Below are 21,249 nucleotides of genomic sequence, written 5' to 3'. Positions count from 1 at the left end.
TTCACTGAACTATCCTGCAAAAACTTTGCGGGATAGTTTTTTTTTCAATGAGTTCTATACTAGAAGCTGTTCAATAATTCTACAAATTTCGACTTTCTGCAAAACTAAATGCCCACGTGCCTTTACATTTAGTAGATATCTTTTATACAATTGAACTTATACTTAAAGCGAAAATAGAAAGAACAGGTGGACTCATAATGGCGAAAGAACAAATATTGGCGCCCGAAGATGTTTTCGAGCTCGTCAAATCTTATATGAACGAAGAACATGTTACCTTTGTTGTTAAAGCATATGAGGTAGCGAAAGAAGCACATAAAGAGCAATTCCGCAGCTCAGGAGAACCATATATTATTCACCCGGTACAAGTGGCGGGTATTTTGGCTGAGCTGCAGATGGATCCTGAAACAGTGGCAGCAGGATTTTTGCATGATGTCGTGGAAGACACGGAAGTGACACGCGAAGATCTAGTAAACGAGTTTAGTGAAGAAGTAGCCAAGCTTGTGGACGGGGTAACGAAGCTTGGGAAAATTAAATACATGTCAAAAGAAGAGCAGCAGGCTGAAAACCACCGAAAAATGTTCGTCGCAATGGCTCAGGATATCCGGGTGATTTTAATTAAGCTGGCAGACCGTCTACACAATATGCGGACATTAAAGCACTTGCCTGCTGAAAAACAACGCCGCATTTCACAGGAAACACTTGAAATTTTCGCACCATTAGCACACAGATTAGGAATTTCGAAAGTGAAGTGGGAGCTGGAGGATACGGCATTACGCTATTTAAATCCGCAGCAGTACTACCGGATCGTCAGCTTGATGAAGAAAAAGCGTGATGAACGGGAAGCTTATTTGGATAACGTGATGGACGAAATCAATTCCCAGCTGAAAGAAGTGGAAATTGAAGCGGATATCTTTGGGCGTCCGAAACATTTATACAGCATATATCGCAAAATGGTCCTTCAAAAAAAGCAGTTTAATGAAATTTATGATTTACTGGCTGTACGTATTTTAGTCGATAGTATTAAAGATTGCTACGCGGTAATCGGGATTATCCATACATTATGGAAGCCAATGCCGGGACGTTTTAAAGATTATATTGCGATGCCAAAGCAAAATCTTTACCAATCCCTACATACAACTGTCATCGGACCATATGGGGATCCGCTTGAGGTGCAGATCCGTACGAAGGAAATGCATAAAATAGCGGAGTTTGGTATCGCCGCACACTGGGCTTATAAAGAAGGCAAAACCGTTGAACAAAATGCTGAAACAATTGATCAAAAGCTGACTTGGTTCCGTGAAATTCTGGAGTTCCAAAATGAATCGTCGAATGCAGCAGAATTTATGGAATCGCTGAAATTCGATTTATTCTCGGACATGGTATATGTATTCTCGCCAAAAGGGGACGTTATTGAGCTTCCGTCCGGTTCTGTGCCGATCGACTTTGCTTACCGCGTTCACTCGGAAGTCGGGAATAAAACAATTGGTGCAAAAGTAAACGGTAAAATGGTACCGCTTGATACGCCTTTAAAAACTGGGGATATTGTAGAAGTTTTAACATCGAAACAATCATTCGGCCCGAGCCGAGACTGGATCAAGATTGCCCAAAGTTCGCAGGCGAAAAACAAAATTAAGCAATTTTTCAAAAAGCATGTGCGTGAAGAGAGTGTTGTTAAAGGGAAAGAACTCGTTGAAAAAGAAATTAAGGCTCAGGAGTTTGATATGAAGGAAGTCTTAACAACTGAAAATATTAAACGGGTTATTGAAAAATTCAACTATACACATGAAGATGATTTATATGCAGCTGTAGGCGTAGGCGGAATAACGGCTCAGCAGATCGTCAATCGTCTGGCAGAAAAAATGCGCAAAGAGCGTGAACAGGAAGAAGCGCTCGAAAAAATCGTTAAAAGCATGAATAACCCGACACCGAAAAAACGGACGGAATCAGGTGTTATAGTTAAAGGAATCGATAATTTATTAATTCGTTTATCACGTTGCTGTACTCCGGTACCAGGTGATGATATTGTCGGCTTTATTACGAAAGGTCGTGGTGTTTCAGTACACCGTGCAGATTGTCCGAACATCCAAGATGATGGAAACCTGGAGCGTCTAATTGAAGTGGAATGGGAAAATGACGGCACACAAATCCGGAAAGACTACCCAGTAGATATCGAGATTTCTGCATTCGACCGTCCAGGAATTTTAAATGATGTTATGCATGCTGTCAGTGAAGCGAAAACCAATATATTGGCAGTTACAGGCCGTGCGGATCGTGAAAAAATTGCCACGATTCATTTAACGATTGCCATCACCAATATTTCAGGACTACATCGTGTTGTCGAAAAAATTAAACAGCTACCGGATATTTATTCGGTTCAGCGTGTAATTAATTAATCAATAGATAGTAGGGGAAAAGATGCGCGTAATATTACAACGTTCAAAACAGGCATCTGTTACAGTCGATGGACAAGTAACAGGTGCTATTCAAAAAGGCTATGTACTGCTAGTGGGCATTACACATAGTGATACAGAAGAGGATATCGCATATGTAGCGAAAAAAATTACCGACTTGCGTATTTGGGAAGATGAGGACGGCAAGATGAATCGTTCCATTGCTGAAGCAGGCGGCGACATTTTATCAATCTCCCAATTTACACTATATGCCGATACTCGAAAAGGGAAGCGACCAAGTTTTGTTGAAGCGGCAAGACCGGAACAAGCAAAGCCGTTATGGGAAGCATTTAACGAACAATTAAAGGCAAATGGTTTACATGTTGAAACAGGTATTTTTGGTGCAATGATGGATGTCGCGCTTATTAATGATGGTCCTGTAACAATCACGATTGAGTCTAAAGGTAAATAATCGATGAACGGATCACTCCTTTTTCGCATATTGTACAGTATGCATACAAAGGAGTGATTTTTTGGTTCAAATGAACGCATATCCGAACGCGTACTGGCTAGAAGCGATCCAAAATTATTTAGGGCAAATGGTTGCCGTTCAGCAAGAAGGGAATCGTGTTCAGCAAGGGATATTGGCAGCAATCTGTCCGGACTATATTGTGCTTGATGTTTGCCAGACACCGTTCTATATTCGTATCGATAAAATAGTCTCGATCATGCCGTTTTTAAAAAAATAAAATGAATGAGGTCTACGCACTCCATAATCGTCATAAGCTTACAATGACAATTAGGGGGTGCTTTATTGTTTCAACGCGTCAATCGATTACTTATTGATTTACCACAGGTTGAATATGGAGACGCAAATGCTGCAAGTGCAGTACAGGAATTACTAGGCGGTAAGTTTGGCGAAATGTCGACTTTGAATAACTATATGTATCAGTCATTCAATTTCCGTGGTAAAAAGAAATTAAAACCATTTTACGATTTAGTTGCGAGTATTACAGCAGAAGAGTTTGGACATGTGGAGCTCGTAGCGACGACAATCAATTTACTAAGCAAAGATACGACGTTTTCCGGAAACCCGAATCTGGCACCGATGATGAACGCTAAAAATATGCGCAATACGCAAAGCTTTATCGCTTCTGCACAGACAGCTTTACCTGTTGATTCGATGGGTAAGCCATGGAATGGGGAATATGTGTTTACGAGCGGGAATTTAGTGCTCGATTTACTGCATAATTTCTTCTTGGAGTGTGGCGCGCGGACACATAAAATGCGGGTATATGAGATGACGGATCATCCGACAGCCCGTGAAATGATCGGCTATTTACTGGTGCGTGGCGGGACACATGTAGTTGCCTATGCAAAAGCACTGGAAATGGCGACAGGTGTGGATGTAACTCGGATGCTTCCAATCCCTAGCCTTGACAATCATGTATTTGACCATGCAAGAAAATACGAAGAACGTGGTTATGGAAATGTGTTGTTTACGTGGAATTACGTAGGGGATTACCAGGATATTAATAAAATATGGAAAGGGACACATCCGACAACGAATGCACCACTCATTGTTGAAGAGGGCACGCCAAAAGGTGCAAAAATGCCGGATTTAGATGAATTGCCGGAAGAGTTTGCACCGGGTATCGGTCCGGAAGAGTTCCAGATGATCGCGAAACGTCTTATGTTCAATATGTAATACAAACACCCATTTTTCTCTGAGAGAAAGATGGGTGTTCGCTGTTTAAAATATCCGTTTCTTACCGTATTCATTGAAAAATCTTTATCTTTTTAGGCTATTCAATACCTTCGCAATAGTTCACTACTGTTTGGAAGTCGAGGTCACCGCCGAAAATAGAAAGGGCGCTGCCGATTGTAACATGCAATTTTCCATTTGAAAGTGATTCGAACTTTTTCAAATCGTCAATTGAACGCACACCGCCAGCATACGTTGTCGGAATCGATGTCCATTCAGCCAAGTCACGTACTAAATCCTCCTGCATGCCACTGCGTTTTCCCTCTACATCAACCGCGTGGATGAGCAGCTCGTCACAATATTCTTCGATTACTTTAATTGACTGCGCATTAACTTCAAAGTCGCTGAATTTTGTCCATTTGTCAGTGACAACATACCATTTACCCTCACGTTTCCGACAGCTCAGATCCAGGACAAGTTTTTCTTTACCGATTTTTTTTACTAATTGTTCCAGCCGGTCCATATCAAGCTGGCCGTCATGGAAAATATATGATGTCACAATTACATGTGAAGCACCAGCATCAATATATTTTTGTGCATTGTCGGCCGTAATACCGCCACCTATTTGAAGACCGTTCGGGTAAGTTTGTAAAGCAGAAATTGCCGCTTCTTCATTGCCGGGACCAAGCATGATGACATGTCCGCCCGTCAGTTTGTTTTGCAGAAATAATGAAGCGTAATACGAGGCGCCTTGGTCAGAAGTGAAATTTTCAACCACTTCTTTATTTTCGTAGCCAAGTGTACTTCCGACAATTTGCTTTACTTTTCCATCGTGTAAGTCAATACAAGGTCTAAAATTCATGTTCGTCACTACTTTCTCTAACATTCTATTATCATCATAACATTTTAGCGTACTAAATTAATAGAAAAATCAGACGTAATGGCTTCTTTGCATTATTGTAGGACATGCTTTAATCGGTATGATAAAATGGGCTTACAATTTATTAGAAAGCGTGGCATGGAAATGGCGGAAAATCTAAATTTGTTTGACGTAAATAAGCTCTTTATTTTAGGTCGACCGATTGTAACAATTTTTCATAATGCAACGAATATGTACTCCATTGTTCGTGTCAAAATTCAAGAAACAAACATTCAGTATGACGAAAAAGAAATCATCATTGTTGGCTACTTCCCGCAATTAGTCAATGATGAACAATACCGCTTTACAGGGCAGTTAAAAAGTCATCCGAAATACGGGATGCAATTTCAAATTGATACATTTGAAAAAGAAGTGCCGACAACCGAGCAAGGAATCGTCCATTATTTATCAAGTGATCTATTTTCAGGTGTGGGCAGAAAAACGGCAGAGACAATTGTAGAAAAGCTCGGTATGGATGCTCTTACGAAAATACTGGAAGATCCGTCAGCACTCGATGCTGTTCCCCGGTTATCTGCTGAAAAAAAATTACATATTCGCCAAACGATCGAGGAAAACCTTGGACTGGAACGGGTGATGGTGCGGCTGAATGATTGGGGCTTTGGGCCACAGCTTGGGATGAAAATTTACCAGGCTTATCGGGAAGAAACAATTCAGTTACTGACAGAAAACCCTTACCGTTTAATCGAGGAAGTGGAAGGGGTCGGTTTTATACGTGCCGATGAACTTGGTGCGAAGCTGGGTATTACGGGAAATCACCCGGATCGAATAAAGGCTGCCATTTTCCATGTACTGACAAATGCCGCATTATCAGAAGGACATGTTTATTTGGATGCGGAAATGGTACTTCCAATGGTTAAAGATATGCTTGAACAAAGTCAGCGCATCGAAATCCCGTATGAAGCGATTTCGAAAGCGGCAATCGATATGCGTGAGGAATCGAAAATTTGCGGCGAGGAAACACGCATGTACTTACCGTCACTCTATTTTAGTGAAGTGGGTATTGCAAGTAAGATCAATGAACTGAAAGAAAAAAACAAAACAGCTGAAAGTTTTACGAAAGATGAAATCCGAAAAGCAATTGGCGATATTGAAGAACAATATGATGTGACGTATGCGCCAACACAGGCACAGGCGATTGAAACGGCAATCAATTCTGCCGTCATGATTTTAACAGGAGGACCCGGCACGGGAAAAACAACCGTTGTACGAGGTTTGGTGGAAGTATATGCGGAACTTCACGGGTTATCATTAAATCCAAAAACATATGCTGAAAAAGAGGAACCGTTTCCCATTGTCCTTGCAGCCCCAACAGGACGTGCAGCGAAAAGACTGGCGGAATCGACTGGCTTACCTGCTATGACAATACACAGGCTGTTAGGCTTTAATGGTCAGGAAAAGGATGAAGAAACAGAGCGTGAAGTCGTAGGTCGTCTCATTATTATCGATGAGATGTCGATGGTTGATACATGGCTGGCACATCAACTGTTAAAAGCATTGCATGAAGATGTTCAAGTCGTTTTTGTAGGGGATCAAGATCAGTTACCGCCTGTCGGTCCAGGGCAAGTCTTAAAGGATTTGCTTGCATCCAAACAAATTCCGACTGTCGAATTAACAGATATATACCGTCAAGCGGAAGGTTCTACAATTATCGAGATGGCCCACCAAATCAAAAAAGGCAAAGTTCCGGATACGTTGACTGCAAAAACAACGGACCGCTCGTTTATACAAGCTGGAGCCGCACAAGTAACGAGTGTTGTCACACAGATTGTAAAAGGTGCACTTGCGAAGGGACAGGCAATTCGAGATATTCAAGTATTGGCGCCAATGTACAAAGGACCTGCAGGCATCGATAATTTAAATAAAGAAATCCAGCAGCTTGTCAATCCGAATGATGGGACGAGAAAAGAACTTGTTTTTGGTGATACGATTTATCGTATAGGGGACAAAGTGCTGCAGCTAGTGAATCAGCCGGATAATAATGTATTCAACGGGGATATGGGAGAAGTAATTTCCATCATCCGTGCAAAGGAAACAGTGGAAAAGCAGGATTTGCTTATCGTCAGCTATGATGGGATCGAAGTAACATATCAGCGTGCTGATTTAAATCAGATTACATTGGCCTATTGCTGTTCGATCCATAAATCGCAAGGCTCTGAATTTCAAACGGTCATTATGCCGATTGTTCGCGGCTATTCGAAAATGCTTCGAAGAAATTTACTGTATACGGGTATTACACGTGCTAAAAACTTTTTAATATTATGTGGTGAGCCGGATGTACTGGCGAGCGGTTTAGCAAAAACAGATGATTTAACACGCTTAACAACATTGAAGGCACGTTTAAATTCAGAATTTGTTGCTGAAGAAAAGATGGAAGCGACACCGGAGTTGGAAGAGAAAAAGGCGTCTGTAAGTGAAGTGAAACAAATTCCTTCATCAGAGCAGCTCGGTCTCTTGAATGTTTCGGCTTCACATAAGATCGGGGAATCCCTGCCAAATCACTTAACGGCAGAAACAGCACCATATATTCACCCATTAATTGGTATGGCAAATATATCGCCGTATGATTTCAACGAAGAATAGTACTAGCCATTTCCGTTCATCATTGAATGGGAATGGCTAGTTTTTTTATTTATGGAAAAGTACTATCTAGGATAAATTTTAAAAAATGATGAGTTTATGTTCACGTGTACAGGGAAAATGTTTTTAAAATATAATAAAAGTTTGAAACAAAACGGGACATACTAAAAAAATGATAACTTTTTGCTGAAAAATCAGAACTTTTAAAAGAAACTATTAATTAATATTATTTCTATGGGTATGTTAGTATGAAAAAAAACTTATATGACGTCCGAAGTTGGATGTCAGTTATTACAAAATGAAAAGGTTTTCAAAACTAAAGGAGAAGGTGCACATACATGGATTTCGTATGGGGAATCATAGGTATTCTGGGAGTCGTAGCGATTGCCATCGGGTTATCTAGTAACCGTAAAGCAATTCAATGGAGAATTATTATTTCAGGATTAATTGTCCAATTGATTTTTGCATTTATCGTATTAAAGTGGTCTTTTGGCCGTGAGAAGCTTATGCAACTTTCTGATGGTGTACAGAAGCTGGTTAGTTATGCCAATGAAGGGATTGTCTTTGTATTTGGCGGTTTAGCAGATCCGGATAATGTCGGATTTGTATTCGCGATGAGCGTATTAACAATTATTATTTTCTTCTCATCTTTAATCTCTGTCCTTTATTACTTAGGGATTATGCAATTTGTCATTAAGATTATCGGTGGTTTCTTATCAAAAGTATTAGGTACGACAAAAGCAGAATCAGTGAATGCTGCTGCTAATATTTTCGTTGGACAAACTGAAGCCCCGCTTGTTATTCGTCCATTTTTAAATAAAATGACAAGATCACAAATGTTCGCGGTTATGACAGGTGGACTTGCATCGGTTTCAGGTTCAGTATTAATCGGATATTCTTTATTAGGTGTTCCGCTTGAATACTTATTGGCAGCAAGTTTCATGGCTGCACCAGCAGGATTGGTAATGGCAAAGTTAATGATTCCTGAAACAGAAGAAGTAAATGAAGATGACTTTAAATTAGAGCGTAATTCTGAAGCGACAAACGTTATTGATGCAGCGGCTGTTGGTGCTTCTGACGGTTTGAAATTAGCAGTAAATGTTGGAGCAATGCTATTAAGTTTCATCGCATTAATTGCCTTATTAAACGGTATTTTAGGCGGTATCACAGGATGGTTCGGTTTTGAAAATGTAACACTTGAAGGTATTTTAGGTTATGTATTTGCTCCACTAGCATTTTTAATCGGTGTACCTTGGGATGAAGCAGTACGTGCAGGTTCGTTTATCGGTCAAAAATTAATTTTAAATGAATTTGTTGCCTTCTCTAACTTCGGTCCGGTTATCGGCGAGCTATCGGACAAAACAGCCATCATTATTTCGTTTGCGCTTTGTGGTTTTGCAAACTTAAGTTCAATGGGTATTTTAATCGGTGGTTTAGGTGGTATGGCACCGGATAAACGTCCAATGATTGCACAGCTTGCGATTAAAGCGGTTGCTGCAGGAACATTGGCATCATTATTATCAGCTGCAATTGCTGGTATGTTTATTTAATATCATTCAGTATTCAAGAGACTGTGCTAAAAATTATTTTTAGCGCAGTCTTTTTTAGTACGAAATTTCTGCTGCCAGTTTTTCTAGTTCGGAACGATTTGTCAGGATATACCCGCGATTTTGCTTCGTAATATAGCCTGCCTCGCTGAATTGTGCAAGGACAAAAAGCAGGTGGCGATATGATACACCTAAGTAATCACAGACTTCAGTATGTTTTTCTTTATAGAATTGTTGATCCGACGATAGTAAAATGAATGAAGCTAACCGGTTTTCCAAAGGATAGGCCTGGTTTTGCGTATATTTTGTTGTTGCTGTTGTTGCTTTATGACTTAAAAATAGACAGAGCATTTTTAGGAAAACAGGATCTGTCAATAATTTTTCCTTCACTTCCTGAATCGCAATCGCAAAACATACCGACTTTGACAAAGTTTGAATGCCTTTTGAATAGCGTTCGGCGTTTAGGAGCTCCATTTCCCCCATAAACGTTGGGGCTGTAATAAAATCGATGAGCGAAATTTTCCCGTTTTTATGGGTAATATATAATTTAGCTTTCCCTTCGACCATGTAATATAAATAGTCGGGGAAAGAGTGCTCATGGAAAATAAATTCCCCTTTGTCGAATTCGTACACATTGATATATGGGACAATGTCAAACGAAAAATATTGGGAAATCGGGTATTGTTCGATATAGGGGAGACTTTCATCTATTGGTAACTTTCTCAAATTATAGAGCAACTCCTTCCAATAAAATATGAGATTTCTCACATTATTGTAGTATTTCTCATGTTAATATTCAACTTAATAAATTAGAAAAAAGGATGAAGATTATGAATAATCAGCGTTGGCTCGCGAAAAATTTCTTTATGTTCTTTATTACGTGGGGGATTTTCCTGCCATATTGGACGGGTTGGCTTATTAATGATAAAGAGCTTACGGTTTCGGAAGCGAGCATAATAATGGGTTTTGGGCTGGTTGCAAGGGCACTTTCGACGATGTTTATTTTTCCGTTTGTTTCAAAAGTGATGAGCAACAAAAATGTGCTGATCTTTTTTACTGCAAGTTCATTAGTTGTGACACTGCTATACATACCGATTAATTCATTTGGCGGCCTGTTTTTAATGACATTGCTGTTCAGCGCCTTTTACCCGGCATTACTACCGGCTGTTGAGAGCAGTGCTTCCACATTAATGCAACATGGATCCATCCATTATGGAAAAGCACGTTCATTTGGATCTTTCGGGTTTGTTGTCGCTGTATTGATCATTAGTATGATTAGCGGGATGTACGGGGAGCAAATGATTTTATGGATGATGATTGTAGGATTGGCCGCATTACTCATCATTCAATTTATGCCTGCACCTCAAGTGTTAAGTTTAGTGCCGGTAAAAGAAAATGGAAAAACGCTCTCAATGAAAGGGCTATTTAAAGTAAAAAGCTTCATCATCGTATTGTTTGTTGTTATTTTGCTTCAGGGGGCACACGCATCGTACTATAACTACGGCTATATTTATTTACAGGAGCTGAATGTCAATCCGTTTTATATCGGAATGATTTTAAATGTCGCAGTAATATTTGAAATCCTTTATTTTTATAAGGCAGATACATTTTTGACAAAGTGGAAGCCTTCTTCGTTAATGCTCGTTGCTGCAATTGGCTCGAGTGTTCGTTGGATACTAGTTTACGCATTTCCGAATATGCCGATGTTTATCTTATCTCAGGCACTACACGCTCTGTCATTTGCGATGGCGCATTATGCCTTTATCCGCTATATTTCCAAAGCTTTACCGCAAGAGCAAATTCCAAATGCACAGGGGATTTATTCTGCACTTGCAATGAGTTTAAGTGCAGCGATTCTTACACTTTTAGGTGGTGCACTTTATGAAATTGAGCCAGGTTTGGCGTTCTTAGGAATGATTATATGTACAGTGCCTGCAATCCTTTTAATTTTACTGACGAAAAAACGTTTTAATTATTAAGGAATGCCGATTGACAGCACGATGTCTATTTTTTATAATGAAGAGCATAATAAAATGAAAACGATGATGGAACAAGTACGTATGGACTTCGTGAACAGAAAGAGATTTCCCGGCTGAAAAAATCTCCCCGAATAAATACTGAAAGCTACTCCAGAGTGCAGCTAACCACTGCCGTTTGCTTACGTTACAAGCACTTGAGATATAATGCATGCGCGTTATAAATTAGGGTGGTACCACGAGATAATAGTCTTCGTCCCTTTACCGGGATGGAGGCTTTTTTTGTTTTCATTTTGCGGAACATAAAAATTTCCGGTAAATGAAGCGCTTATATGCGTGAAGGTGTAATTAATCTGTACCACAATTCATCGACTTCAATAAATTTTAGGAGGAAAAAATCATGACAACAAAAACTATGACAGGTTCTGAAATTCGTCGTCTTTATTTGAATTTCTTTAAAGAAAAAGGGCATCATATTGAACCATCAGCACCATTAGTGCCAATTAATGACCCATCGCTTTTATGGATCAACTCAGGTGTGGCAACATTAAAGCCGTATTTTGACGGACGTATCATTCCAGATAACCCGCGCATTACAAACGCACAAAAATCGATTCGTACGAACGACATCGAAAACGTAGGGAAAACAGCGCGCCACCACACATTCTTTGAAATGTTAGGGAACTTCTCTATTGGGGATTACTTTAAAAAAGAGTCAATTCATTACGCTTGGGAGTTTTTAACGGATCCAAAATGGATGGGCTTCGATCCTGAAAAGTTATCGGTAACTATCCACCCGGAGGATCAGGAAGCTTATGACGTATGGCATAATGAAATCGGAATTCCGAAAGAGCGCTTAATCCGATTGGAAGGCAACTTTTGGGATATCGGGGAAGGTCCATCAGGTCCAAACTCTGAAATTTTCTATGACCGCGGTGAAGAGTACGGCGTTGGTGCACCGGAAGAAGAAATGTACACAGGCGGGGAAAACGAGCGCTATCTTGAAATTTGGAACCTAGTATTTTCTCAATTCAACCATAATCCGGACGGCACTTATACGCCACTTCCAAAGCAAAACATCGATACAGGTATGGGTCTTGAGCGTATCGTTTCTGTTGTACAAAATGTACCAACAAACTTTGATACAGATCTTTTCATGCCAATCATTGAAAAAACAGAAACGTTCGCAAACCGTAGTTACAAACGTCCGCATGAAGTGGATTTAAAAGAAATTTTCGGATCGACTGAAGATGTGAATACACCATTTAAAGTAATTGCCGACCATATCCGTACAGTAGCATTTGCTATTGGGGATGGTGCATTACCATCAAATGAAGGCCGCGGCTATGTATTGCGTCGTCTATTACGTCGTGCTGTTCGATATGCGAAAAAAATCGGCATCGAAAAACCGTTTATGTTTGAATTAGTGCCGACTGTCGGAGAGATTATGCATGATTTTTATCCGCAAGTAAAAGAAAAAGAAGCATTTATTCAACGTGTGATTAAAAATGAAGAAGTGCGTTTCCATGAAACACTTGATGGCGGATTAGCAATTTTCAACGAAGTTGCAGAAAGCCAAAAAGCTAAAGGTGAAACAGTTATCCCGGGTGCTGATGCATTCCGTTTGTATGATACATTCGGTTTCCCGATTGAATTAACGGAAGAGTACGCAGAAGAAGTTGGCATGACAGTTGACCAAGAAGGTTTTGAAGCTTCTATGGAACAACAGCGTGAACGTGCGCGTAATGCACGTGCTGACGTTGATTCAATGCAAGTGCAAAACGAAGTTCTGTCGAATTTAACACAGCAATCTACATTTATTTATGATGCATTGGAAGCTTCTGCAAAAGTTGCTGCAATTGTTGTTAACGGTCAAGAAACTTCAACAGCTTCCGAAGGTGAAGAAGCGTTGGTTATTCTATCTGAAACACCGTTCTATGCTGAAATGGGTGGACAAATTGCCGATACAGGTATCATTGAAGCAGACGGATTCACGGCCATTGTAAAAGATGTTCAAAAAGCACCAAACGGCCAGCCATTACACACAGTTGTAGTGGAATCGGGTGAAATGAATGTCGGCGATATCGCTACTGCAAAAGTTGAAGAATCAAAACGTAAATTAATCCTTAAAAACCATACTGCAACACACTTAATGCACCGTGCATTAAAAGATGTATTAGGTGACCATGTAGCACAAGCAGGTTCTTATGTAGGACCAGATCGTTTGCGCTTTGACTTCTCTCACTTTGGTGCTGCAACAAAAGAAGAGCTTGCACAAGTTGAACGTGCAGTGAACGAAAAAATTTGGGAAGATATCGAAGTCGTGATTCAGGAAATGGATATTGATTCTGCAAAAGCAATGGGTGCAATGGCACTGTTCGGTGAGAAGTATGGGGATGTTGTCCGTGTTGTAGCTGTTTCGGATTATTCGATCGAACTTTGCGGTGGACTGCATGTAAGTCGTTCATCTGAAATCGGCATTTTCAAAATCGTATCCGAAAGCGGAATCGGTGCAGGTACACGCCGAATTGAGGCTGTTACAGGAAAAGCGGCATATGAAGCGATTAAAGAAGAAGAAGCAATTTTAAATGAAGCAGCAGGCCTTTTAAAATCGAATGCAAAAGACGTGGCAACTCGTGTTGCAACACTTCAAGCAGATTACAAAGAACTGCAACGCGAAAATGATTCATTGTCACAAAAAATCGCAAATGCACAAGCTGGCGCAGTATTAGATGCTGCACAAAAAATTGGTGATGTAACAGTACTTGCAACTCGTGTAGAAGCAAAAGACAATAATCAATTACGCCAGATGATGGATGATTTAAAAGAAAAAATGGAATCAGCTGTAATTGTTCTTGGAGCAGTCGATGGCGATAAAGTCATGTTATGCGCGGGTGTAACGAAGGATATCGTTGGTGGAAACTATCACGCTGGAAACATTGTGAAGCAAGTTGCTGAAGCTTGCGGCGGTAAAGGCGGCGGTCGTCCGGATATGGCGATGGCCGGTGCGAAAGATGCTTCTAAATTGGAAGATGCGTTGAATGCTGTTTACGAACATGTAAAATCTTTCTAAACATCTAAATTTTACTACTGGCATATTTGAAGTGCTTGCAGGAATAAGTTATAATGATATAAATGGAGATGGGAGATAGTGCTCCATCTCCCTATTGCTGAAAGCGAGGTGCTGGTCTTGAGTTCTTTCGATAAAACAATGAAATTCAGTTTTCCAGAAGAATCCATGGAACAAGAAGTAAAGCAAGTGATGCTGAAGGTGTATACGGCTTTAGAGGAAAAAGGGTATAATCCAACAAATCAAATTGTGGGGTATTTATTATCTGGCGACCCGGCATACATCCCTCGCCACCAGGACGCACGTAATTTAATCCGCAAGCTTGAACGTGACGAGATTTTAGAGGAACTCGTTAGATTTTATATTAGAAAGAATACTGAGGCGGATAAATGAGAATTATGGGTTTAGACGTCGGCTCGAAAACAGTCGGCGTTGCAATTAGCGATGCGCTAAGGTGGACAGCGCAAGGAATCGAAACGATAAAAATCGATGAAGCGGCAGGCGAATTTGGTATTGAACGTATTAATGAGCTTGTAAAGGAACACAATGTAACAGAATTTGTTGTAGGCTACCCAAAAAACATGAATAATACAATCGGTCCCCGCGGGGAAGCTTCCGAAAGCTATAAAAAGTTGCTGGAAGATACATTTGGTTTTCCTGTTAAACTTTGGGACGAGCGTATGACAACAATGGCTGCTGAGCGAATGCTGATCGAAGCAGATGTAAGCCGTAAAAAGCGAAAGCAAGTTATTGATAAAATGGCTGCTGTCATGATTTTACAAGGTTATTTAGATAGTAAAAACTAAAGTTGCTTTATATGAGGCATTTTTGTACTTATCCGAAAAGGCTTTATGTATAATGAATTGAGCAGCAACAGGCACCAATGCCTAAATATTATGAAGAGGTGACGATCATGTCAGAACAACAAAATCACATTACAGTAGTCGATGAAAACGGCAACGAACAACTTTGCGAAATTTTACACACTTTCGATTCAGAAGAGTTCGGTAAATCATACGTATTATATTCTCTAGTAGGTGCAGAAGAAGATGAAGACGGCGCAGTTGAAATCTTTGCCTCTGCATTTGTTCCTGCTGAAAACGGTGAAGATGGCGAATTAACGCCGATTGAAACAGAAGCAGAATGGGATTTAATCGAAGAAGTATTAAACCAAATCGAAGACGAATTAGGCGAAGAAGAATAATTCATTTGACACGATAAAAACAGAGTGGGTGTTGAGCCTACTCTGTTTTATTCATTCATTGGGAGGAAATAGTATGGAAGAAAATATTTTTATATTGCAAAAAGAAGACGGCGGGGAGCAACAATGCCGCGTTGTTTTTACATTTGATTCAGAAGAGCATTCTTATGTGTTATTCTCATTAATCGGTGATGAAGAAGCCGGTATTTCTGCACTTCGCTATGTACTTGACGAAAATGGCGAAATGAGCGGCTTTTCGGATATCGAAACAGATGACGAATGGGCGATGGTCGAAGAGGTTATGAATACGGTGTTAGCGGAGTTTGGCGCAGATCAGACAAATTACTTCACGATCACGAATGACGATGATGAAGAAGTTATGTGCCAAATTTTGCACCGCTTCGAAAGCAACGGCAAAAATTACTTATTCTATGCCATTATGGAAGACGATGAGCCTGTTCTTGAAGAAGTATTCGCTTCTGCCTATATCGCTGGCGACAACGGTGAAGTAGCGGACTTGCTGCCTATCGAAACAGACGAAGAGTGGGAAATGGTAGAGCAAGTATTAAATTCATTAGCACAAAACTAATTTCAAGTACCTTACTGACGATTTATACGGCGGTAAGGTTTTTTTATTGTTCAAAATTAGACAAAAACGAACATTTTCTATTATAAAACGTCGCAAATAGTGAGAATTTGCATACCTTTCGTCGCTCGATATTGTGTCGAAAGAGATTTTTATGTATCATTATGAAAGAGAAAAAGGGGGGGCTCCCGTGCTGGACGAAAATAAAAAGCAAGAAATGTTCAATAAAATGAAAGAGCGTAAAGGAGAAGTTAAAACGGTGCGTAAAATTGTGGGAATCATCGCGCTTGTCGCTCTTCTGATTATCGCCATCGTCGGTTTAGCAGGATATAGCTATGTGACATCGGCATTGAAACCAACGGACCCGGAATCGAACGAAAAAGTTGAAGTCGAAATTCCGATGGGGTCAGGTATTACATTAATATCAACTATTTTAGAAGATAAGGGCATTGTAAAGAATGCGCAGATTTTTAAATATTACACTAAATTTAAAAATGAATCGGAATTCCAAGCAGGCAGTTATGCTTTGACGAAATCCATGACACTCGACGAAATTATTGAAAGCTTAAAGACAGGTCGTGTGTATCGCGAGCCTGTATTTACAATGACAGTGCCAGAAGGGTTAACGCTAGAGCAAGTAGCTGATATTGTACAGAAAAATACTTCTCACAAAGCAGAGGACTTCATGAAAAAAGTGACGGATGCCGCTTATGTGGAGCAATTGATCACTGAGTATCCTGATTTATTGTCAGAGGCCATTTTAAAGGAAAATATTCGTCATCCATTAGAAGGTTATTTATATCCGGCAACATATCCATTCTTTGAGGAAGATCCATCAATCGAGGAAATTATCGATACAATGCTTACTGCAATGAATACGATTGTTTCCGAGTATACACCGGTATTGGAAGAACGTGAAACATCTGTTCATGAACTATTGACATTTGCATCACTGCTTGAAGAAGAGGCAACTGCCCAAACGGACCGTGAAACGATTGCAAGTGTATTCTATAACCGTATAGAAATTGATATGCCTTTACAGACAGACCCAACCGTACTGTATGCATTAGGCTCTCATAAAGACCGCGTGCTGTATGAAGATTTGGAAGTGGACAACCCGTATAATACGTATCAAAATGTTGGATTACCGCCTGGACCAATCGCGGGAGCCGGAAAAACATCAATTGAAGCGGCACTGAACCCTTCACAAACGGATTATTTATACTTCCTGGCAGATAAAGAAGGCATAAATCATTTTGCTAAAACGTATGATGAACATTTATCGAACATCGAAAAATACTTACGCTAAGAGAGTTTAATGGATGAAAAGGAATCGAATGGCTTGAAATTTCCGTTTTACGATGGAATTCAGTAAATTGTTCGCATTCCTTTTCTTTTCATGCTATTATAAATTGTGATTTTTTGTCCTTATATAACAATTTTGTAGGCGCAAACATCTTCGTTTCGTCTTTTTTCTTGTGAATGAAAGATGAGCGCAAACAACCAGGTAAAGGGAGAATGACGAATGGAATTATCAGACGCTTATATTGCTTCCTTCATTCCTGAACGTGATGAATTACTAATGGAAATGGAACGCTTCGCAGAACAGAATCATGTCCCGATTATGCAGCTTGCCGGGATTGAGTCACTAAATCAAATTTTACGCATTCAAAACCCGAAATCGATTTTGGAAATTGGTACGGCAATTGGTTATTCTGCTATACGAATGGCGCAAGCGCTGCCAAATTGTCATATTGTGACGATAGAACGTGATGTGTCGCGGGTTCAGTATGCCAAGGAATTCATTGCAAGGTCAGAGGTGGCAAACCGCATACAAGTAATTGAGGGCGATGCGTTAGAAGTAGACATGGGAACACTTCCATCTACTTTTGATGCTGTTTTTATTGATGCGGCAAAAGGGCAATACATGAAGTTTTTCGAAAAATACGCATCACTCGTTCCACCGGGTGGCGTTTTATACATCGACAATATGTATATGCACGGACTATCGGATTTAGATATAAAAGAAGTACCTAGAAGAAAAAGAACGATGATTCGCAACTTAAAAACATTTTCAGACTGGATTATGGCACATCCTGATTATTCGAGTGCCTTTTTCCCTGTCGGTGATGGTTTGTTAATTTGTTTGAAGAGGTGATTAGTGTGAAAAAACCAGAATTATTAGTAACACCACAATCCATTGAGCATATTACAGCACTGCTTGAGGCAGGTGCAGATGCTTTTGTGATCGGTGAACAAAAATTTGGCTTACGTTTGGCTGGAGACTTTACGGTAGCACAAGTGGAAGAAGCAACAAAGCTGATTCACGCTGCAGGTAAGAAGGTTTATGTAGCAGTCAATGCCTTATTCCACAACGATCGTTTAGATGCGTTGGGTGAATATTTAGTGGAGATGCAGCGTATTGGGGTAGATGCATTATTATTCGGAGACCCAGCCGTAATTATCGCTGTGCGTGAAAACAATGTAACCATTCCGTTACATTGGAATCCGGAAACGACAGCAACAAACTTCTTCCAAGTGAACTATTGGGGTGAACGCGGAAGTAAGCGTGCTGTACTGGCACGTGAACTTTCAGTGGATGAAGTTATTGAAATTAAAGAAAATACAAAGCATGAAATCGAAGTGCAAGTCCATGGCATGACTTGTATGTTCCAATCTAAGCGCGCACTTTTAGGGAACTATTTCCTTTACCGTGACGAAGCGATGGAAATTGAAAATCGAAAAGAAAACAAAAATATGTTCCTTCACGATAAAGAGCGCAAAAATAAATATCCGATCTATGAGGATATGAATGGCACACATATTTTCTCACCGAATGATATGTGCATTATCGAGGAGTTAAATGAATTATTTGAAGCGGGCATCGATTCATTTAAAATCGATGGTGTCCTTCAAACATTTGATTATACGGTGACAGTTACAAAACTTTACCGTCAAGCGATTGATACGTATTTTGAGCAAGGTGAAGATGCGTACGATGACATTAAATCTGAACTATTTGAGCAAATCGAAGCAATTCAGCCAGCGTTACGTCCACTGGATACTGGCTTCATCTACAAGGAAACAGTTTACTAGGAAGGAGAACGAACGCAGTATGCTACAATTAATTCAAAATGAAAGAATCCGTGAAACAATTAACGGGAAAACAGTAATTACGAAAAAACCAGAGCTTTTAGCACCAGCAGGAAGCCTGGAAAAATTAAAAGTAGCCGTACACTACGGTGCCGACGCTGTATTTATCGGTGGCCAGGAATTTGGTTTACGTTCAAACGCAGGGAACTTCACGATTGAAGAAATGAAGGAAGGCGTTGAATTTGCAAACAAATACGGTGCCGTTGTATATGTAACAACGAATATTTTCGCTCATAATGAAAACATGGACGGGCTGGAAGAATATTTGCAAGCAATCGAGGGAGCAGGCGTAAAAGGAATTATCGTTGCAGACCCGTTAATTATTGAAACTTGTAAAAAATGTGCACCTTCTCTAGAAATCCACCTTTCTACACAACAGTCTTTATCTAACTGGAAAGCGGTAAAGTACTGGAAAGAAGAAGGGTTGGAGCGTGTTGTTTTGGCACGTGAAGTAGGCGGAGAAGAAATGCGTAAAATGAAAGAAGAGGTAGACATTGAAATCGAAGCATTCGTGCACGGTGCAATGTGTATCGCTTATTCAGGGCGCTGTACGCTTTCAAACCATATGACGGCACGTGATTCAAACCGTGGCGGCTGCTGTCAGTCTTGCCGTTGGGATTATGACTTATATGAAAATAATGACGGTGAAGAAGTGGCATTGTTTAACGAAGGCGAAGCACCGTTTGCAATGAGCCCGAAAGACCTGAAATTAATCGAATCCATTCCACACATGATTGAGTTAGGTATTGACTCATTAAAAGTGGAAGGCCGTATGAAATCGATTCACTATATCGCTACAGTTATTTCTGTTTATCGTAAAGTAATTGATGCATACTGTGCAGACCCGGAAAACTTTACATTTGAAAAAGAATGGCTGGAAGAATTGGCGCGCTGTGCAAACCGTGCAACTGCTTCGTCATTCTTTGAAGGTGAGCCAAGCTATAAGCAACAAATGTTTGGTTTCCATTCACATAAAATGAAGTGGGATTTTGCTGGTTTTGTAATGGATTATGATGCCGACACTCAAATGGTTACATTGGAACAACGTAACTATTTCAAGACAGGCGATACGGTTGAATTTTTCGGCCCTAATATGGATACATTCAAAATGACGGTTGGCCAGCTTTGGGATAAAGACGGCAATGAACTAGATGTTGCCCGCCACCCGCTACAAATCGTTAAATTTAAAGTTGATCGCTCATTATCACATTTTGATATGATGCGAAAGGAGAATAATTAAATGTCAAACCGTCCAGTTGTAATCGGTATTGCCGGTGGTTCATGCTCAGGTAAAACTAGCGTGACACGTTCTATATATGATGTTTTTCGTGAACATTCAGTAGTTGTAATCGAACAGGATTATTATTATAAAGACCAAAGCCATATGACGTTTGAACAGCGTCTGGAAACGAACTATGATCATCCGTTGGCATTTGACAATAATTTGCTGATTGAGCATATTCATCGTTTACTTGCCTATGAATCAGTGGAAAAACCGGTCTATGATTATGTACAGCATACACGTTCAGATGAAGTCATTCATGTGGAACCAAAAGATGTAATCATCGTTGAAGGAATTTTAGTGCTGGAGGACGAGCGTCTTCGTGATTTAATGGATATTAAATTATTTGTGGATACGGACTCTGATTTACGTATTATCCGACGCATTCAACGCGATATTAAAGAACGCGGTCGCACAGCTGATTCGGTAATCGAACAGTATTTAACTGCAGTGCGTCCAATGCACAATATGTTTATTGAACCTACTAAGCGATATGCAGATGTAATCATCCCTGAAGGTGGGGAAAATAACGTTGCAATTGACTTAATGGTAACGAAAATAAAAACAATTCTTGAAACTGAATCGAACTTGTAATATGATGATGTAGTATTTACAATAATTACATTTTAAATTGATAGAACAACATAAATAATTAATCATAAAATTCGGCTGCCCGTATTACGGTGTAAACTTCTTCTAAAAGAAGGGATTTACACATACCGTAAACTAGTAGTCGGGTTTTCTGTTATTTATGAACAAAATACGTGAAAATAACATTTAAATTTATACGTATTTTTTTAGAAATAGAAATAGAAAACGCAA

At 39.9% G+C, this 21,249-nt stretch carries 19 protein-coding genes; 17 read left to right on the top strand and 2 right to left on the bottom strand.

The window, feature by feature from the left end:
• Positions 1-197: 197 nt before the first annotated feature.
• The 4 genes from MHB58_RS13095 to MHB58_RS13080 all read left to right on the top strand — a co-directional run bounded on the left by MHB58_RS13095 (position 198) and on the right by MHB58_RS13080 (position 4,098).
• Positions 198-2,393 (top strand): RelA/SpoT family protein, encoded by a 2,196-nt coding sequence (locus MHB58_RS13095; protein WP_008407672.1) that lies wholly within the window; start codon positions 198-200, stop codon positions 2,391-2,393.
• A gap of 22 nt (positions 2,394-2,415) precedes the next feature.
• Positions 2,416-2,862, top strand: a complete 447-nt coding sequence (dtd, locus tag MHB58_RS13090) for a D-aminoacyl-tRNA deacylase (RefSeq protein ID WP_008407671.1) — start codon at positions 2,416-2,418, stop codon at positions 2,860-2,862.
• Positions 2,863-2,932: 70 nt separating this feature from the next.
• Entirely contained in the window at positions 2,933-3,139 is a 207-nt protein-coding gene (locus MHB58_RS13085) for a YuzF family protein (protein ID WP_231918654.1), read from the top strand.
• 65 nt (positions 3,140-3,204) lie between these two features.
• Positions 3,205-4,098 carry a manganese catalase family protein gene (locus MHB58_RS13080; protein WP_008407669.1) on the top strand — a complete coding sequence of 298 codons (894 nt, stop codon included), beginning with the start codon at positions 3,205-3,207 and terminating at the stop codon, positions 4,096-4,098.
• A 97-nt stretch (positions 4,099-4,195) separates the two neighbouring features.
• Here the strand turns inward: MHB58_RS13080 and hisA are convergent, their stop codons facing one another.
• Positions 4,196-4,957 (bottom strand): phosphoribosylformimino-5-aminoimidazole carboxamide ribotide isomerase, encoded by a 762-nt coding sequence (hisA, locus tag MHB58_RS13075; protein ID WP_008407668.1) that lies wholly within the window; start codon positions 4,955-4,957, stop codon positions 4,196-4,198.
• 162 nt (positions 4,958-5,119) lie between these two features.
• Between hisA and recD2 the strand changes: the two genes are divergently transcribed.
• Positions 5,120-7,615: an SF1B family DNA helicase RecD2 gene (recD2, locus tag MHB58_RS13070; RefSeq protein WP_061550155.1), complete on the top strand. Its 2,496-nt coding sequence runs from the start codon at positions 5,120-5,122 to the stop codon at positions 7,613-7,615.
• Between the two features lie 335 nt (positions 7,616-7,950).
• The gene (locus MHB58_RS13065) at positions 7,951-9,162 is read left to right on the top strand and encodes a NupC/NupG family nucleoside CNT transporter (protein WP_340735383.1); all 1,212 of its coding nucleotides are present in this window, start codon (positions 7,951-7,953) and stop codon (positions 9,160-9,162) included.
• A gap of 54 nt (positions 9,163-9,216) precedes the next feature.
• Here the strand turns inward: MHB58_RS13065 and yeiL are convergent, their stop codons facing one another.
• Complete coding sequence (gene yeiL / locus MHB58_RS13060; protein ID WP_008407661.1) at positions 9,217-9,885, bottom strand: transcriptional regulator YeiL; 669 nt, start codon at positions 9,883-9,885, stop codon at positions 9,217-9,219.
• 104 nt (positions 9,886-9,989) lie between these two features.
• Between yeiL and MHB58_RS13055 the strand changes: the two genes are divergently transcribed.
• The 11 genes from MHB58_RS13055 (at position 9,990) to udk (ending at position 21,021) form a co-directional block, all read left to right on the top strand.
• Positions 9,990-11,138 (top strand): MFS transporter, encoded by a 1,149-nt coding sequence (locus tag MHB58_RS13055; protein ID WP_008407659.1) that lies wholly within the window; start codon positions 9,990-9,992, stop codon positions 11,136-11,138.
• Between the two features lie 397 nt (positions 11,139-11,535).
• On the top strand, positions 11,536-14,208 hold the full coding sequence (alaS, locus tag MHB58_RS13050) for an alanine--tRNA ligase (protein WP_340735382.1): 2,673 nt from the start codon (positions 11,536-11,538) through the stop codon (positions 14,206-14,208).
• 117 nt (positions 14,209-14,325) lie between these two features.
• Entirely contained in the window at positions 14,326-14,598 is a 273-nt protein-coding gene (locus tag MHB58_RS13045) for an IreB family regulatory phosphoprotein (RefSeq protein ID WP_014823361.1), read from the top strand.
• Complete coding sequence (gene ruvX / locus MHB58_RS13040; protein WP_340735381.1) at positions 14,595-15,011, top strand: Holliday junction resolvase RuvX; 417 nt, start codon at positions 14,595-14,597, stop codon at positions 15,009-15,011. The genes MHB58_RS13045 and ruvX overlap by 4 nt, the downstream gene beginning before the upstream one ends.
• 107 nt (positions 15,012-15,118) lie before the next feature.
• Entirely contained in the window at positions 15,119-15,409 is a 291-nt protein-coding gene (locus MHB58_RS13035; protein ID WP_014823362.1) for a DUF1292 domain-containing protein, read from the top strand.
• Between the two features lie 73 nt (positions 15,410-15,482).
• Positions 15,483-15,995, top strand: a complete 513-nt coding sequence (locus MHB58_RS13030) for a DUF1292 domain-containing protein (protein ID WP_008407650.1) — start codon at positions 15,483-15,485, stop codon at positions 15,993-15,995.
• A gap of 187 nt (positions 15,996-16,182) precedes the next feature.
• Positions 16,183-17,301, top strand: a complete 1,119-nt coding sequence (gene mltG / locus MHB58_RS13025) for an endolytic transglycosylase MltG (RefSeq protein WP_008407647.1) — start codon at positions 16,183-16,185, stop codon at positions 17,299-17,301.
• 216 nt (positions 17,302-17,517) lie between these two features.
• Positions 17,518-18,150: an O-methyltransferase gene (locus MHB58_RS13020; RefSeq protein ID WP_014823364.1), complete on the top strand. Its 633-nt coding sequence runs from the start codon at positions 17,518-17,520 to the stop codon at positions 18,148-18,150.
• A gap of 5 nt (positions 18,151-18,155) precedes the next feature.
• The gene (locus MHB58_RS13015; RefSeq protein WP_340735380.1) at positions 18,156-19,088 is read left to right on the top strand and encodes a peptidase U32 family protein; all 933 of its coding nucleotides are present in this window, start codon (positions 18,156-18,158) and stop codon (positions 19,086-19,088) included.
• Positions 19,089-19,107: 19 nt separating this feature from the next.
• Positions 19,108-20,385: a peptidase U32 family protein gene (locus tag MHB58_RS13010; protein ID WP_065215624.1), complete on the top strand. Its 1,278-nt coding sequence runs from the start codon at positions 19,108-19,110 to the stop codon at positions 20,383-20,385.
• Positions 20,386-21,021 carry a uridine kinase gene (gene udk / locus MHB58_RS13005; protein ID WP_008407640.1) on the top strand — a complete coding sequence of 212 codons (636 nt, stop codon included), beginning with the start codon at positions 20,386-20,388 and terminating at the stop codon, positions 21,019-21,021.
• Positions 21,022-21,249: the final 228 nt, after the last annotated feature.

The organism is Solibacillus sp. FSL K6-1554, from assembly GCF_038005185.1.
GTDB classification, from domain to species: domain Bacteria; phylum Bacillota; class Bacilli; order Bacillales_A; family Planococcaceae; genus Solibacillus; species Solibacillus silvestris.
Note: the sequence above shows the minus strand (reverse complement) of the source record. Positions and strands in the feature narration are given on the sequence as shown.

Bases quoted from the DNA above. Each gene is read 5' to 3' on its own strand.
- MHB58_RS13030 (WP_008407650.1), top strand. From the start codon at position 15,483: ATGGAAGAAAATATTTTTATATTGCAAAAAGAAGACGGCGGGGAGCAA.
- MHB58_RS13085 (WP_231918654.1), top strand. From the start codon at position 2,933: ATGAACGCATATCCGAACGCGTACTGGCTAGAAGCGATCCAAAATTAT.
- recD2 (WP_061550155.1), top strand. From the start codon at position 5,120: ATGGCGGAAAATCTAAATTTGTTTGACGTAAATAAGCTCTTTATTTTA.
- udk (WP_008407640.1), top strand. From the start codon at position 20,386: ATGTCAAACCGTCCAGTTGTAATCGGTATTGCCGGTGGTTCATGCTCA.
- MHB58_RS13010 (WP_065215624.1), top strand. From the start codon at position 19,108: ATGCTACAATTAATTCAAAATGAAAGAATCCGTGAAACAATTAACGGG.
- MHB58_RS13095 (WP_008407672.1), top strand. From the start codon at position 198: ATGGCGAAAGAACAAATATTGGCGCCCGAAGATGTTTTCGAGCTCGTC.
- dtd (WP_008407671.1), top strand. From the start codon at position 2,416: ATGCGCGTAATATTACAACGTTCAAAACAGGCATCTGTTACAGTCGAT.
- MHB58_RS13020 (WP_014823364.1), top strand. From the start codon at position 17,518: ATGGAATTATCAGACGCTTATATTGCTTCCTTCATTCCTGAACGTGAT.
- MHB58_RS13065 (WP_340735383.1), top strand. From the start codon at position 7,951: ATGGATTTCGTATGGGGAATCATAGGTATTCTGGGAGTCGTAGCGATT.
- alaS (WP_340735382.1), top strand. From the start codon at position 11,536: ATGACAACAAAAACTATGACAGGTTCTGAAATTCGTCGTCTTTATTTG.
- MHB58_RS13055 (WP_008407659.1), top strand. From the start codon at position 9,990: ATGAATAATCAGCGTTGGCTCGCGAAAAATTTCTTTATGTTCTTTATT.
- hisA (WP_008407668.1), bottom strand. From the start codon at position 4,957: ATGAATTTTAGACCTTGTATTGACTTACACGATGGAAAAGTAAAGCAA.
- MHB58_RS13035 (WP_014823362.1), top strand. From the start codon at position 15,119: ATGTCAGAACAACAAAATCACATTACAGTAGTCGATGAAAACGGCAAC.
- ruvX (WP_340735381.1), top strand. From the start codon at position 14,595: ATGAGAATTATGGGTTTAGACGTCGGCTCGAAAACAGTCGGCGTTGCA.